15 protein-coding genes are annotated in these 14601 nt (G+C 63.7%); all 15 read right to left on the bottom strand.

From position 1 onward, the window contains the following. Positions 1-3: 3 nt before the first annotated feature. Positions 4-1140, bottom strand: a complete 1137-nt coding sequence (locus tag AB7M35_RS13950) for an FAD-dependent oxidoreductase (RefSeq protein WP_453960802.1) — start codon at positions 1138-1140, stop codon at positions 4-6. Then, positions 1121-1819, bottom strand: coding sequence for an SDR family NAD(P)-dependent oxidoreductase (locus AB7M35_RS13945; protein WP_453960800.1), 699 nt, complete (start codon positions 1817-1819; stop codon positions 1121-1123). Before AB7M35_RS13945 ends, AB7M35_RS13950 begins: the two co-directional genes overlap by 20 nt. A gap of 9 nt (positions 1820-1828) precedes the next feature. Then, a complete protein-coding gene (locus AB7M35_RS13940; protein WP_453960799.1) occupies positions 1829-2830 on the bottom strand; it encodes a CgeB family protein in 1002 nt (333 codons plus the stop codon). A 62-nt stretch (positions 2831-2892) separates the two neighbouring features. Next, positions 2893-3849, bottom strand: a complete 957-nt coding sequence (locus AB7M35_RS13935; protein ID WP_453960798.1) for a glycosyltransferase family 2 protein — start codon at positions 3847-3849, stop codon at positions 2893-2895. Then, positions 3846-5063 carry an acyltransferase family protein gene (locus AB7M35_RS13930; protein ID WP_453960796.1) on the bottom strand — a complete coding sequence of 406 codons (1218 nt, stop codon included), beginning with the start codon at positions 5061-5063 and terminating at the stop codon, positions 3846-3848. Before AB7M35_RS13930 ends, AB7M35_RS13935 begins: the two co-directional genes overlap by 4 nt. A gap of 91 nt (positions 5064-5154) precedes the next feature. Further along, the gene (locus AB7M35_RS13925) at positions 5155-6273 is read right to left on the bottom strand and encodes a glycosyltransferase family 4 protein (RefSeq protein ID WP_453960794.1); all 1119 of its coding nucleotides are present in this window, start codon (positions 6271-6273) and stop codon (positions 5155-5157) included. Beyond that, positions 6257-6808 (bottom strand): acyltransferase, encoded by a 552-nt coding sequence (locus AB7M35_RS13920; RefSeq protein WP_453960792.1) that lies wholly within the window; start codon positions 6806-6808, stop codon positions 6257-6259. Before AB7M35_RS13920 ends, AB7M35_RS13925 begins: the two co-directional genes overlap by 17 nt. A gap of 29 nt (positions 6809-6837) precedes the next feature. Then, positions 6838-7950: a DegT/DnrJ/EryC1/StrS family aminotransferase gene (locus AB7M35_RS13915; protein ID WP_453960790.1), complete on the bottom strand. Its 1113-nt coding sequence runs from the start codon at positions 7948-7950 to the stop codon at positions 6838-6840. Further along, positions 7947-8969: a glycosyltransferase family 4 protein gene (locus AB7M35_RS13910; protein WP_453960789.1), complete on the bottom strand. Its 1023-nt coding sequence runs from the start codon at positions 8967-8969 to the stop codon at positions 7947-7949. The genes AB7M35_RS13915 and AB7M35_RS13910 overlap by 4 nt, the downstream gene beginning before the upstream one ends. Positions 8970-9043: 74 nt before the next feature. Further along, positions 9044-9715, bottom strand: a complete 672-nt coding sequence (locus AB7M35_RS13905; protein ID WP_453960787.1) for a class I SAM-dependent methyltransferase — start codon at positions 9713-9715, stop codon at positions 9044-9046. A gap of 106 nt (positions 9716-9821) precedes the next feature. Further along, positions 9822-10859 (bottom strand): UDP-glucuronic acid decarboxylase family protein, encoded by a 1038-nt coding sequence (locus AB7M35_RS13900; protein WP_453960785.1) that lies wholly within the window; start codon positions 10857-10859, stop codon positions 9822-9824. 68 nt (positions 10860-10927) lie between these two features. After that, positions 10928-11797 carry a glucose-1-phosphate thymidylyltransferase RfbA gene (gene rfbA, locus AB7M35_RS13895; RefSeq protein ID WP_453960783.1) on the bottom strand — a complete coding sequence of 290 codons (870 nt, stop codon included), beginning with the start codon at positions 11795-11797 and terminating at the stop codon, positions 10928-10930. Continuing rightward, on the bottom strand, positions 11794-12690 hold the full coding sequence (rfbD, locus tag AB7M35_RS13890; protein WP_453960782.1) for a dTDP-4-dehydrorhamnose reductase: 897 nt from the start codon (positions 12688-12690) through the stop codon (positions 11794-11796). Before rfbD ends, rfbA begins: the two co-directional genes overlap by 4 nt. 14 nt (positions 12691-12704) lie before the next feature. After that, complete coding sequence (rfbC, locus tag AB7M35_RS13885; RefSeq protein ID WP_453960780.1) at positions 12705-13259, bottom strand: dTDP-4-dehydrorhamnose 3,5-epimerase; 555 nt, start codon at positions 13257-13259, stop codon at positions 12705-12707. 1 nt (position 13260) lies between these two features. Continuing rightward, entirely contained in the window at positions 13261-14349 is a 1089-nt protein-coding gene (rfbB, locus tag AB7M35_RS13880) for a dTDP-glucose 4,6-dehydratase (protein ID WP_453960779.1), read from the bottom strand. Positions 14350-14601 lie beyond the last annotated feature (252 nt).

Below are 14601 nucleotides of genomic sequence, written 5' to 3'. Positions count from 1 at the left end.
GGCTCAGACGCCATGATCGAAATGGGCCTGGATGTAGCCGACCACGTCGTCCGCGACCCACATGCAATGGTCGATCTTGCCAGAGAACACGGTCAGGTAGTTCGACGCGAGGGCATTGACGATCGACGGTCGCGCGTCGGTATCGTCGCGCTTCGCGAGCACCATTCGCGGCCCCTTGAGGAACCCGACGAGGCGCGCAGACTGCAGCCCGGGCACGAAGCGCAGGCAGTCCTGTCTCATGCGCTCGTAGAGTGCCTGCTGGTCGGCCTGGGCGAACGGAGAGGTCTCAGGGACGAGCCACGCTTCGGGCACCTGGTGGCCCACGGCCGTTTCGAGGACCGTGTGTCTGACGTGATAAAGCAGATACCGGCCGGACTTTCCGAACGGCAGGACCGTCATGAAGGGACCGTCCATGATGGTGACCCCCGCCGTCTCGAAATCGGCTTCGATGATCGGCACGGCCGTGTATTCGTATTGGCTTTCGGTGGTCTCGAACCCGAGCGTTTCCGTCAACCGATTGATGTCGGCATAGCCGCAGTTGACCACTGCGGCATATGTCCTCGTCTCGCCTCGTGACGTCGTGCACGCGATGGATCCGTCGGAAAGCCGTTCGAGCGCGATGACAGGCGTCTGCACGTGCAGCCGGACGGAGCTGGCAGCCAGCCTCGCAATCACCAGGTCCCGAAGGATCGAACAGTCGTAGACGAACTCGCCGCACGTGACGCCCAGCGCTACGTTGGCCACTTCGACCGGAAACGCAGCCACATCGATTTCGGTAAAGGGGACGCCGAGAGCGCGACAGAAGGCGAGATAGTCCTCTGGTGTGGTCTGCGACCCGTCGCGCGCGATGAAATAGCCATTCGGGAAGCCGTCAAGAATGCAATCCGGAAAGGTCTCCACGAAGCGAGTGAAGCCACGGACGCACTGCCGCGCGGTTTCGAGGTCCCTCGGATAGTGAAAACCGAGATGAAGCCGGTTCTGGTTATTGAAAGACGCGCCCTGGAGCGGTGCGGCGTTGCGCTCGTAGACATCCACACGGTAGCCGGCTTCCGACAGTCGGAGGGCCGCGGTGGCGCCGAAGATGCCGCATCCGATGACGGCAATATCTCGCGGACTGGAGCTAGAGATAGCTGCCTCCATTGACGCGGATGACGGCCCCGTTCACGTGCTTCCAGTGCGGCAGGGTGAGATCGAAGATGATCCCCGCGAGATCTGCCGGCTGCACGAGTTCGCCGTCCGGGTTCATGCGGGCGTGGTGAGCCCGGCGCTCGGCAGCCATGTCCTCGTACATGGTGCTGTTCTCGATCAGCGACGGACTGACGACATTGATCCGGACGCGCCCTTCGCTCCATGCAGCCAACGACTTCGCGAATGCCGCCAGCGCTCCTTTGCTGGCCGCGTAGATCGGATCGAAGCTGCCGCGCTCGCCTGACACCGAACCGAGAAGAAGGATCACGGACCGGTCCGCCATCTTTGGAAGGAACCCGCGCACCGTCTTCGCCACCGCAGAAAAGTTCACGTCCATGACAAGATCGACGAGCTCGTCGTCATAACCGCCGAGTGCCTTTCCAGGCAGGATACCGACCAGTGACACAAGCACGTCGATTGGAGCTCCAAGGGCCGGGGCGGCCACAAGATGGTCCCGACCGGTGGCCGAGGTCAGATCCGCCTGGACCGGCACCATCCCGTTGCGCGCGGCCAAGGGCTTGCGGTTGTAGGTCCCAACGACCTGATCGCCCCGTTCCAGGAACCGATCGACGACCGCGCCTCCGATGCTGGCGGAGGCTCCAAGGATCAGGACGTTTCGACGAGGGAGCATGGCTTCGATCTATCGCCGGGAGCGAAATTTGTATGCAAGGGCATTCGGCGTCAGCGGCACCTTCCAGTTCGCCCATCGCCCCCCGGCAATTCCAAGCTCGACCAGGGAGGCCCGACTGGCGCCGTATCGCGCGAGAACCTGCGGGATGCGCCACGGCATGCGCATCGCCGAGAAGATTCGCGCGTAGGTCTTCCCAAGTTCCCCGCGGCTGTAGCCGCGCGCGGGCGCACAGCCCATCGCTGGCCGAGCGAGTGCCATCATCGTCTCCCATCGATGCCGGTAGCTGTGCCGGGACGCCGCTGCCCGCTGGCCCTCAGCGGCGATCGCCTCCCGTTCGGCGTCGTGGGCCAGATAGTAGTCGATCTTCTCGATCGCTTCCTCGACGCCGGAATAGCAAACGCAGTTGACGCCATCCTCGAAGATCTCCGCAAAGCCGTTTTCGATGCGGTCCGTCACCAGCAGCGCGCCGGCGGCCCACGCCTCGAAGACCCGCATGTTGACGTCGCCGTTGATCGAGGCGTTGAACACGATCTTGGACCGTCCGTAGAGCGCCGCCATCTGTTCCGGCGGATAGAAGCGCTTGTAGTCGTTGGTGGTGTAGCGAGGCAGGACGCGCGTGAGCGTCGCGTTCCGGTCCGTTCCCGCCAGGCCGAGCTTTCCGACGAAGCCAACGTCGATATCGCGCTCGGGCGCCGGGACGTGATGCGCGTTCGGATCGCAGGCGAGCGGCAACCAATGAGCCTGGGTGTGGCCGACCGCCTCGAACGCGGACACATAGTCCTTCTGGGCGATGAAGACCGCGTCGAAGAACCGCGACATGTCGAGCCGAATGGAAAGGTTCTGGTGCACGTCGATGATGTAGGCGATAGCCGGGCACGGAAGCGTTTCCAGGCCAAGCGGCCAGTCGGGCGCGGGATCGACGAACACGAAGAGATCATCGGCAGCAATCTCGTCGAGGTTCGGGCGCTCGGTCCAGACGCGAAGCTCGACGGAGGGATCCGCGCGCGCCACGCTTTCGAAATAGCGCGCGGTGGTGTGCGCCTCGGGATGTCGGAAAAGGTGCGTCACTCCCATCAGGCTCTCCGCGTTTCACGGCCGCCCACAGCCGCCTGGAGGAGCGCCCGGATCAGCCGAAGGGGCGGAAGGTCATAGGCCGTCGCGCCGTCAGCGCTGGTGGAAATCAGCACTGGCTTGCGCCGCACCACGGCATAAGCGAGCCATTTCGCCGTTTCCCTGCTCAACCGAAGCCGGAAGCGCCACCAGGCCAGCCGTCCCCCGACTGTGCCGAGGTCGTAGTGGGCCAGCCGGTTCGCCGCATGGATCTCGTAGAGAAAACGCTGACGCTTCCAGAAGGCCCCCAAGGCATTGCCCTTGTAGGTATCGGGATAGTCGTCCGGGCGCTGCTCACGCACCGTGATGACGGGCTCGTCTACATAGCCGACCGAGCCGCGCATCGCGAGGCGCATCCACATGTCGATGTCTGAGAGGAGGCCAAACTGTTCGCGCATCCCGCCAACAGCCTCCCATTCCGAGCGCCGGATCATCGCAGTACCGCGGACCGGACAGCCCCAACCCGGCAGCAGAAACGTGTCGAGCAGCCATCGACCATCGACCCGGCCAGGCGGAACCTCGACGGAATAGACAAAGTCGCTGCCTTCGACGCCGTAGGCGTTGAAGACGAACGTCGCGTCGGGGTGTGTCTCGACGACCGCCAGCCACTTCTCCAGAAGATCGCGCCGGTAGAGATCGTCGTGGTGCAGAAGCGCGATGTAGGGCCGCTCGGACAGCGAGACCGCAAAATTGGCGTTGCCCGGCATCCCCATGTTGTGAGGCGTCTGCACCGGCCGGATCCGCGGGTCCTTCTCGGCCATTTCCAGAATCCGGGCATAGGTCCCGTCCGTCGAGCAGTCGTCGCTGACGATCACCTCGAAGCCGTCGAGAGTCTGGTCGAGGACGGTCGCAAGCGTCGACTGGATCAGCGCTTCGTGATTGTAGGTCAGGACGCAGACGGAGATCTTCTCGCCGTTCATTCGCCCTCCGTCTGGCGCGGCTGGCGTCGACGAATGGATTGAAGCCAATCACTTGCGACCAAACCGAATTTCTTTCCGTAGCGCATGGAAGGACGTTCAACTAGCACATACGAAACAAAGCATACGCCGACAAGAAAGGGCGTAATCATGACAACAACCAACCAATATTCGTTGGGGCCCATACTTCTAAAACGCCCGGCTCCGAAAAATATATTTATGACTATATAGAGGACAATGCCGTGCAACATATATATGCTGAATGATATATCTCCCAAAAATATCGCGGGGCGAATTGTCAATATCCCAAAGATACTATTTCCACTAGCGACAGTGGATAACACCAAACACAACAGAAGCGGCCCCCACGCACCACTCCACGTGTCAATGTCGAAGTATACCAATATCGCAGCAAAAAATATTATGAGGCATGACGCCAGAAAGGTAGATGAAAAGCGCCGATAGGCACTCCACTTGGCCAAAAAGACCGCGACAGCGCCGGCAAAAAAATACTTCTGGAACAGAAGATCAACATTCAAACGATACAATCCATAAAGCCCAAGCGCCCCCAATAATAACGGAAATATTGATGACCTAACCCCAAAAACCATAGCGATAACAGGCAAAGAGAAGTAGAAAAACCATTCATAAATCAATGACCATGTCACAAATGCCATTATATTAGAAGTTAGTAAGCCTTCAACATCTGTCTTTGGGCCATGAATTCCAATAATACCGAAGGTAAACCACTCTATTATACTTTTTATGTTCGCCGCCACTCCGCCGGAAAGACTTCTTCCATCCGAAATGTAAGCAACGATAATCGCACTTAACACTCCCGTGAGGGCGAATAAAGGAATTATTCTGGCAATACGTGAGATGTACACTCGAACCCAGTCGACACCCCCTTCGCGTGAGTCTATGATTTTTTGTATGAACAGAAAAGCTGTTATCATAAAAAAGATCGCGACGCTGCTCGGACCAAGATGCGAATAAAGCGAAGAAGGCGGGAGATTCCAACTCGAAGATTCTAGAAAGAAAAACCAGACGCTCGAATGATGTACGAATACGAATACCGCGAGAAGGCCTCTCAATCCATCAATCGGAACGTTTCTTGAACGATCGTATCCTTGGGCGTTGAACACGCCAAACGCAGCAGCCGTCCCAACGGCCGCCAAGACGACGAGAAGGGCCCAAAGCGGGCTTGTTGCACTCAAGTCGCAACACCCGCTGGAATTCTACGCCTTGTGCGCGAATTAGGATTCACGTCAGTCACCGTACTGAGACGAAGGCCCGGCAAAGAACCCACTAGCCAACCCTTTCCGAAAGTATTTCGAAATACAGACGGGCCGTCCCGGCTGCGCCGAGAGGCGCGACGATTTCCCGGTTGAGGCGTGCATGCTCCTCAAACAGTCCAGGATCCGCGACATAGCGCTCGACACGCTCGACAAAGTCGTGGGTCGTCGGTTCGCAGTTGAAGCCGTTCACGCCGTCCTCGACAAGTTTGCCAACACCCAGCACCCGGTTGCTGATGACGATCCCCATGCCCGAGGCCATGGCTTCCAGAATGGTGAAATTGCCATTGCTGAAACTGGCTGGCAGCAGGAGGATGTCGGCGCGTTCGTAGATCTTCGGAAGGTCTTCCCACGTTGCGATATCGGTCAGGAACTCCACGGCGGAGCCGATGTCCAGTTCGGCGATCTTCTGACGGCACCGCTCGCCGAGTTCTCCCGCCGCGTTCATCAGCAGCCGGGAGCCCGGATGCCGCGTCAGGATGGCGGAAAAGATCTCGATCGCACCGACGGGGTTGTAGATTTCCGTCATGCGATTAGCGAACAGGTAGGTGTAGGCGGATCTCGCCGTGCGCGGCGCATGGTCGGCGTAGTCGTCGATGTCCACCGCGTAGCGTCCGGCCACGACCTTGTCACCGAAGCGGAACTCGGATCGGAACTGGTCGACGATGTCGTCCGCCGTGGTCATCACCATGTCGACGTCGCGGTAGAGATGCTGGAGCACGCGCCAGCCGGCGCTCCGCGTGCGCAGCTTCCCGCTCCTGTCCCGGGACCGCTCCGTGAGGACGACGGTCTTCCGGCCGTTTTTCCGCGCCCAGCGATAGGCGAGATAGTTGGCCGGAATGGAGAATCCGCCGACCATCACCACATCCGGATCGAAGGCCTCGAGCTTCCTTGCCAGTCCACCCACAAGATACTTCTCCGCCAGCGGTCCGGAGCTGAAGAAGCGCACGTCGTCCAGAACCCGGCAGTGATCGCCGAGATCGACGCGCCACCAGGTGCCTCTGGTGCGATCGGGCGCTTCGTAGAACCAGAACTCGGCATCGAAATAGGGCTGCAGCGCCTCGCACAGCCTGATCTGGTGCGGCACGGCGATCGAGCTGAGGAAGACGAGCCTTCTAGTCGCCGCCGTCATCGCTGCTCGCATCGGACGTGATCAGGTCCTTTTCCAGATCGAGAAGATCGCGCCTGCGCTCTCCGATTCGCTTCTCGCCAGCGTAGATCCCAAATGGATCGCAGCTCCGTTTCACCAGGCTGAGCGCCCCGATCGCAACGCCTTCATGCAGCGTCACTCCAGGCAGCACGACGGAACCCGAGCCCACGATGACGTGCTTTTCCAGGACCACCGCGGCGTTTTGAACGTTCTTGAAGCGATCGGAAACCATCGGATTGGTCATCGACCGACCCGAATAGTCGTCGTTGCTGGAGTAGATCGACACCCTCGACGACAAGTTGCAGAAATCGCCGATGTCGATCTTCCCGGCGCCGATCAGGCTCGTATAGACCGCAACGTGCACGTAGCTGCCGATCTCGATGCCGCCTTCCCCTGCCGAAAGCACGCAGAAGTCGTCGATCCGGACGTTGTTTCCGATGGAGATCTTTCCGGGATTGTAGAGCGAGGCCTTGCGCGAAATCAGCACGTTCGTCCCGACGCGCGCGAGCCCGAGCATCTCGAGGTCTTCCCGGGAATAGAAGCCCATCAGGCTGCCCCCCTGATCGCCGCGATCACCCGGTCCTGATCCGCGTTCGCCAGCGTCGGGTAGATCGGCAGGCAGATCACTTCGTCGGCGACGCGCGTGGCCACCGGCAGATTGTCCGGCGCAGCCGAGGGCAGATCGCGATACATCGGCATCGTGCTGATGAGGGGGTAGAAATAGCGACGGCCGAAGATGCCGGCCTCCTTGAGGCGCTGGTAGAGCGCGTCCCGGGTATGCCCGTACTCGGGCGCCACCAGAATTGGGAAATAGGCATAGTTGTAGTTGGTCTCAGGCGGTGCAGGTCGGGTCGAGATCCCCGCGATGTCGCGCAGTCCCTCGCAGTAGCGGCCGTGGATCTCCCGACGGCGGGCGATGGCGGCGTCCACGTACCGGAGCTGCAACAGGCCCATGGCGGCCTGAACCTCGTTCATCTTGCCGTTGATGCCGACCTCGACCACCGTCACCTCGTCGGCGAAGCCGAAATTCTTCAGGTAATCGATGTGCTGCTTCGTCGCCGCGTCCGGCGAGACGATGGCCCCGCCTTCGAACGTGTTGAACACCTTCGTGGCATGAAAGCTGAGCACCGAAAGGTCGCCGTGGCGCATCAGCCCCTCGCCGCGAAAGCGGACCCCGAACGCGTGAGCCGCATCATAGATGACCTTCAGGCCGTGGGCGTCCGCGATCTGACGGATGCCGACCACGTCGCAGGGAACTCCATAACAATGCACGGCCAGGATCGCGGTCGTCCGGGGCGTGATGGCCGCCTCGATCTTCGCCGGATCGAGATTCATCGTCTCCGGATCGATGTCCACGAACACCGGCGTCAGGTTGTTCCAGACCAGCGAATGGGCGGTGGCGACGAACGAATACGGGGTGGTGATGACTTCCCCGCTCACCCCCTGCGCCTGCAGGGCCGTCACCAGCGCGATGGTGCCGTTGGTGAAGAGCGACACGTGCTCGACGCCCAGATACCCGCACAGCGCGGCTTCCAGCTGCTGGTGAAAGGCGCCGTTGTTGGTCAGCCATTTCCGCTCCCAGATGTCCTCCAGGTAGGGAATGAAGTCCTCCAGCGGCGGCAGGAACGGCTCGGTAACGTAGATCGGCTTGTCGGTCACGGGCGGGCGACCTCCCGATAAAGCGCCAGGTACTCGCTAGCGATCCGCTCGGGCGAGAAGCGGGCAACGTTCCGGTGTCCGGCTTCCACGAGATCGCGGCGATAGTCGGGATCGGCCAGGATGCGCTCGAAGCCGGCGCGGATCGACCGGACGTCGAGCGGATCAACGAGGCAGGCGCCCTCTCCGGCAACGTCCGACATCGGCGGAATGTTGGCGGTGATCACCGGTCGGCCGACGGCCTGCCCCTCGATAACCGGCAGACCGAACCCTTCGCCGATCGAGACGAAGGAGACGATGTCGCAGCCCACATAGAGGTCGTAGAGCGCCTCGTTGGTGATCCCCACATGGTTCTCGACACTGAGTCCGCTCTGCTGAACGGCCTCTTGCAGGGCCGCGTCCAGTTTTCCGACCAGAACCAGCCTCACATGGAGCCCGCTCAGCGCCTCCAGGAGGCGCGGCACATTCTTGTAGGACTGGGTACCCACCTGCAGGACCACGGGGCAGGCCTCGGCGAAGGGGCGCGGAACCGGCCGGAACATCGCCCTGTGGCAATTGTCGACGACCCGGAGGCGCCCACGCGGGACACCCAGATGCCGCTCGATGTTGGCGCGTGTCTCGCCCGAGACCACAGTTGCTACCGCTGCATGGCGGATGGGCAGCACCATCCACACCCACTTGTAGATCCAGCGCTTGAAGCCGCTGAGGCCGAACAGGAAGTTGCCGATATCGTGGATGGTGACGACCGTCTTCCGCCGGGGCAGCAGCAGCGCGAGATAGGTGATGTCGCCGGTCACATGGTAGACATCGGCGTCGAGCCGCCGCAATCGCATGGCGTCGGCCAGGATCTGGCTTCGGGGCCCCGCCTCGTACTCGACGATTTCCGCCTTGGAGCCGAGTTCCTGGGCAACGGCGTGAAACAGTTCCTCGATGCTGAAGGCCTGAGGACTGCGCTGCCGGTAGATCAGGACGACCTTGAGCGGCCGTCCCGCCTTCGGCCGTGCCGACGCGGACGCATCCATTGCGCCGGCACCACGGGCCCGCCTGCTGTCCGCCGCACTGTCGCTCCGAAGGCTCAAGGCCTGATCCCCACCGGTCAAGTCGGGCGCCTGCATTCGATCGCGAGAGACGTCATCCCGCTTCCTTCGTCGACGAAGCGCCCCCGGTCCTCCACGGCCTTGAACATCGGGTCTTCGCAATCATTGAATGCGCAGCGCCGGATGTCGACGAAGCCTGCGGAGGCGAGCGCCCTGATCATCGACGGCTCGTCCCACATCCAGCGATGCTTGGAACTTCCGAACACGCTGCGCAGCCGTCCGACCACCCCCTTCGGGCGCGCCTCGTCACCGAGGCAGGCGGAACGCATGAAGTCGCTGTTGGCCTCGTCCGCGCCCTGAGCGAGCAGGTCGGTGTAGCGCCGCGCCAGCACCTCCAGATCCGGCACGATGAGCCGGAAGATCCCGCCCGGTTTGAGCATGGTGTAGGTGTGGCGGAGCACTGCCCTGAAATCTTCCAGGGTGAGATGCTCCAGCACATGCGAAGCGTAGATGCCGGCACACGCCCCCGGGGCCGTCAACGGGCCGTTGCAGATATCGCCGTAGAGCACCTCGTCCGGGAATCCGACCCCGCCCGCGCGCCGCACCATTGGCGCGAGCCCCGGCAGGCGCGACAGGCGCAACGTCGGGGAGTTGTCGTAGTTCAGCCAGCCCGTCCCGACGGAAAGCCCGCATCCGTACTGGACGTAAAGGTCTTGCGCCTGGTCCGTCATGTGAGCCTCGCCCTGTCGTCCGTCGCCGGTTCCCGGACCGGTTCGCGGCTGGGCGCCCCAAGCGGAGGTCGCCGCAACCAACCTGCGGCAGGGCCAGTGTCATGTGTCACTGCACGGTCTCCGCAACCTCGTCCCGCCCCAACGTTCCGCTCAGCAGCGCGTCGAAATAGGCGATGGTTTTCTTCAATCCGTCTTCCAGCGGCGTGACCGGCTCCCATCCGAGCACCTCTTTCGCGAGCCGGATGTCGGGCTTGCGCTGCATCGGATCGTCGGCCGGCAGCGGCTTGCCGATCAGCTTCGAGCCCGAGCCGACCATCTCCACCACCAGTTCCGCCAGTTGCTTGATCGTGAACTCCCGCGGATTGCCGATATTGACGGGCCCGGTGAAATCGTCGCCGGTCTCCATCAGTTGCAGGAAGCCCTCGATCAGGTCGTCGACATAGCAGAACGAGCGGGTCTGACCGCCGTCGCCGTAAATGGTGATGTCCTCGCCACGCAGGGCCTGGACGATGAAGTTGGAGACCACGCGCCCGTCGTTGGGGTGCATGCGGGGACCGTAGGTGTTGAAGATGCGGGCCACCTTCACCGCCATCCCATGCTGGCGCCGGTAGTCGAAGAACAGCGTCTCGGCGCAGCGCTTGCCCTCGTCGTAGCACGAGCGCGGTCCGATCGGGTTGACGTTGCCCCAGTAGTCCTCGGTCTGCGGATGCACCCGCGGATCGCCGTACACCTCGCTCGTCGAGGCCTGCATGATCGGACAGCGCAGCCGCTTCGCCAGCCCCAGCATGTTGATGGCGCCGTGGACGGAGGTCTTGGTCGTCTGCACCGGATCATGCTGGTAGTGGATCGGCGAGGCGGGACAGGCAAGGTTGTAGATCTGGTCGACCTCGACATAGAGCGGGAAAGTCACGTCGTGCCGCATCAGCTCGAAGCGCTTGTGTCCGATCAGATGCTCGATGTTCTGCCGGCCGCTGGTGAAGAAGTTGTCGACGCAGAGAACCTCGTCCCCCTCCGCGATCAGCCGGTCGCACAGATGCGATCCCAGGAAACCGGCGCCTCCGGTGACCAGGACGCGCTTGCGCACGCCCAGCGAGCTGCGGGAGGTGGAGGCGGTCGTGCGAACCGGCGGAGTGTCTGTTGCCATTGCTCGTTTCTTGGATTTGACGGTTTCGAGTTCGTCGTCGGAACAACGAAGTCTCCGTATCGTCGCCCCTACCTGGCGTTCAGAATGCCCAGAAGATACTTGCCATAGTCGCTGTTGCCGATGCCGGACGCCAGTTCGGCCAGGTCGTCGGCCGAGATCCATCCGGAATTGAAGGCAATCTCCTCGGGACAGGCAATGCGCATGCCCTGGCGATGCTCCAGCGCGCGCACGAATTCGGCCGCTTCCATCAGCGATTCCGGTGTCCCGGTGTCCAGCCAGGCAAACCCCCGCCCCATCATCTGGACGGAGAGGTCGCCGCGCTCGAGGTAGGCGCGGTTGACGTCGGTGATCTCGAGCTCGCCCCGCGCCGATGGCGTAAGCCCGCGCGCGATCTCCGGGGCATCCCGGTCGTAGAGATAGAGCCCCGTGACGGCCCAGCTGGTGCGCGGCCTCGCCGGCTTCTCCTCGATCGAGGTCGCCCGCCCGTCCGGCCCGAGCTCGACCACGCCGTACCGGGACGGATCGCTGACCTGGTAGGCGAAGATGGTGCCGCCGGCGAGACCGGAAATGGCATCGGCCAGGAGCTCCGGAAGGCCGTGGCCGTAGAAGATGTTGTCGCCGAGCACCAGCGCGCACGGCCCGCCGGCCAGGAAGTCCGCACCGATCGTCAGCGCCTGGGCGAGCCCCTCGGGCCGGGCCTGCACGGCGTACGCGAGCCGGATGCCCCACTGTTCACCGGTGCCCAGAAGCTGCTCGAAGCGCGGCAGGTCCTGTGGCGTCGAAATGATCAGGATCTCGCGCAGCCCCGCCAGCATCAGCGTGGTGAGGGGGTAGTAGATCATCGGCTTGTTGTAGACCGGCAGCAGCTGCTTGGAGACGACCGACGTCATCGGATAGAGCCGCGTGCCGCTGCCACCGGCGAGAATGATCCCCTTCATCGGGTTTCCCCTTCCTTCAGGATCCGCGCAACGCACGCCTCGAGCGAGGCGTGCCAGTCGGGGAGCCGGATCCCGTGAGCCGTCGCGATCTTCGACGTATCGAGACGCGAGTTCGCCGGCCGCTCGGCCGGCCTCGGATTGTCGGCGGTGGCGATCCTGCGAACCCGCGCCGTCGGCCCGCCGAGCGCCGCCGCGGCTGAAAACGTCGCCTCCGCAACCTCCGCCCAGGAAGCTTCGCCGGCGGCCGTCAGGTGAAAGATCCCGCGCAGGGCGGTCTCGTCCGGCCACGCCACGAGGTTGGCGCAAGCCGCAAGGATTCCGTCGGCGAGGTCCAGCGCCGAGGTCGGTGCGCCGATCTGATCGGCAACGACGGCGACCTCGTCGCGCTCGGCCCCCAGGCGCAGCATGGTGCGCACGAAGTTATGGCCGAACGGGCTGTAGACCCAGGAGGTGCGGACGATCATGTGGTCCGGGGTGGTGGCGGCCACGGCCTCCTCCCCCTCCAGCTTCGTCGCCCCGTAGACGCTGCGCGGCCCCGTTCGATCGTCCTCCCGGTAGGGCCGGTCACGCGTCCCCGCGAACACATAGTCCGTCGACATCTGCACGACCGGCACGCCGAGCTCGCGCGCGGCTTCCGCCACGGTCCGGGCGCCCTCGGCGTTGACCGCGCGGGCAACCTCCGGCTCGCTCTCGGCCTTGTCGACCGCCGTGTGGGCGGCAGCGTTCACGATGGCGTCGGGACGGATCGCGCGGAAGAGCTCGGCGAGCGCCCCCGCCTCCGCAAGATCGAGCTCCGGCCGGCTGACGCTGACGACGTCCACCCCCGCTCTCTCGCCCCGCTCGCGCAGCGCCTGAGCCAGCTGCCCGGTTCGCCCCGTGACCGCGATCCGCATTCTCGGGCTCCCGCTCATTCGAAAGGTGCCCCGACATCCGCCAGGCGCGGCAACCGGCGGTCCTTGTCGGAGAGGATCGCGTGCTCCGCCGACACCGGCCAGGCGATGGCCAGGTCCGGATCGTTCCAGACGACCCCCGCATCGTGGTCGGGCGCGTAGCGTTCCGTCACCTTGTAGAGGACCTCCACGTCAGCCGTCAGCGTGCAGAAGCCATGGGCAAAGCCCTTCGGCACGAAGAGCTGCAGCCAGTTCTCGGCCGACAGCTCCTGGCTGACGAACCGTCCGAAGGTCGGCGACGAGCGCCGCAGGTCGACGGCGATGTCGAGCACCGCTCCGCGCACCACGCGCACCAGCTTGTCCTGCGCGAACGGCGGCGTCTGGAAATGCAGGCCGCGGACGGTCCCCTCTGCCGCCGACAGGGAATGGTTGTCCTGCACCCAGTCGACCGGCAGGCCAGCCTCCCGGAACACGTCGGCGCGGTAGACCTCGGAGAAGAACCCCCGGCTGTCTCCATGGCGTTGCGGCCGCACGATCTTCACGTCCGCGATCGGGGTCGGCAGGATCTCCATCCTAGTCGCCCCCCACCGCGGCGGACGCGGCGACAGGGGCAGCGCCGAGCCGCTCGCCCCGGTAGGCACCCCGGAGGGGCTCCCACCAGGCGCGATTGTCGAGATACCAGCGGACCGTCTTTTCAAGCCCGCTCTCGAAGCTCTCCGAGGGGCTCCAGCCGAGCGACGCGCCGATCCGGGCGGCATCGATCGCATAGCGCAGATCGTGGCCCGGACGGTCCGGCACGAAGCTTATCAGGTCGGCCCGGCGGCCGCCGTCCGGGCGCGGCACCATCCGGTCCACGAGGTCGCAGACGGTGCGGACCACATCGATGTTGCGGACCTCGTTGCCGCCGCCGATGGCATAGACATCCCCGGGGGCACCTTCCGTGGCGACGAGCGCCAGGGCCCTCGCGTGGTCGTCGACGAACAGCCAGTCGCGGACGTTCTCGCCCGCGCCATAGACGGGCAGCGCCTTTCCCTCGATCGCATTGAGGATCATCAGCGGGATCAGTTTTTCCGGAAACTGGTAGGGGCCGTAGTTGTTGGAGCAGTTGGTGATGATGGCCGGCAGCCCGTAGGTTTCCCGCCAGGCACGCACGAAGTGATCGGCCGAGGCCTTCGAGGCCGAATAGGGCGAGTTGGGGCTGTAGGGGCTGTCTTCCGTGAAGTGGCCCTGCGTCCCGAGCGATCCGAAGACCTCGTCCGTCGACACATGATGGAAGCGGAAGCGGGCCTGCGCGGCGGCATCGAGGCACCGCCAGTGGCGCAGCACCTCCTGCAGCAGCACGAACGTCCCCACCACGTTGGTGTCCACGAAGGCGGCAGGGCCATCGATCGACCGGTCGACGTGGGTCTCGGCCGCGAGATTGAGGACGATGTCGGGCCGGAAGTCCGCGAGGATGTCGCGCACCCGGGGTCCGTCCCCGATATCGGCCTTCACGAACCGGTAGCCCGGCCGGTCACTCACCGGAGCCAGCGAGGACAGCGTTCCGGCGTAGGTGAGCTTGTCCAGGACGAGCACGTCGTGGCCGTCGCCGGACAGGAGATGGCGCACGACGGCGGAGCCGATGAAGCCCGCCCCGCCCGTCACCAGGAACCGTCTCGCCATGGTCCCCCCTTCGCTCGCCCGCACCGGCCCCCGGGCGGACTTCCAATCGGACGGCGTGCAGCTACGCCGATTTTCCGGCGGATGCCATCTGCCCGACCCGGATCCGCTTCATACACAGATACTTGGAGAAAGCGCAGGGCTCGCGACTTCCGCGGCGAGCGGGCTCTGCCCCTGGTGCCATTTCCGATCGGCAGGCTCGCCCGCGCGACGGGAAATGCCTCCAAACTCCAGAAGAAGAGCGTGTCCGGTCCC

It is taken from the genome of Amorphus suaedae, from assembly GCF_053629675.1.
This window is presented reverse-complemented; position numbering and strand designations above follow the sequence as displayed.

Coding starts and splice junctions, on each gene's coding strand:
- AB7M35_RS13905 (WP_453960787.1), bottom strand. CDS start 9,715: ATGACGGACCAGGCGCAAGACCTTTACGTCCAGTACGGATGCGGGCTT.
- AB7M35_RS13935 (WP_453960798.1), bottom strand. CDS start 3,849: ATGAACGGCGAGAAGATCTCCGTCTGCGTCCTGACCTACAATCACGAA.
- rfbA (WP_453960783.1), bottom strand. CDS start 11,797: ATGAAGGGGATCATTCTCGCCGGTGGCAGCGGCACGCGGCTCTATCCG.
- AB7M35_RS13925 (WP_453960794.1), bottom strand. CDS start 6,273: ATGACGGCGGCGACTAGAAGGCTCGTCTTCCTCAGCTCGATCGCCGTG.
- AB7M35_RS13900 (WP_453960785.1), bottom strand. CDS start 10,859: ATGGCAACAGACACTCCGCCGGTTCGCACGACCGCCTCCACCTCCCGC.
- AB7M35_RS13920 (WP_453960792.1), bottom strand. CDS start 6,808: ATGCTCGGGCTCGCGCGCGTCGGGACGAACGTGCTGATTTCGCGCAAG.
- AB7M35_RS13945 (WP_453960800.1), bottom strand. CDS start 1,819: ATGCTCCCTCGTCGAAACGTCCTGATCCTTGGAGCCTCCGCCAGCATC.
- AB7M35_RS13910 (WP_453960789.1), bottom strand. CDS start 8,969: ATGGATGCGTCCGCGTCGGCACGGCCGAAGGCGGGACGGCCGCTCAAG.
- rfbB (WP_453960779.1), bottom strand. CDS start 14,349: ATGGCGAGACGGTTCCTGGTGACGGGCGGGGCGGGCTTCATCGGCTCC.
- AB7M35_RS13950 (WP_453960802.1), bottom strand. CDS start 1,140: ATGGAGGCAGCTATCTCTAGCTCCAGTCCGCGAGATATTGCCGTCATC.
- rfbC (WP_453960780.1), bottom strand. CDS start 13,259: ATGGAGATCCTGCCGACCCCGATCGCGGACGTGAAGATCGTGCGGCCG.
- rfbD (WP_453960782.1), bottom strand. CDS start 12,690: ATGCGGATCGCGGTCACGGGGCGAACCGGGCAGCTGGCTCAGGCGCTG.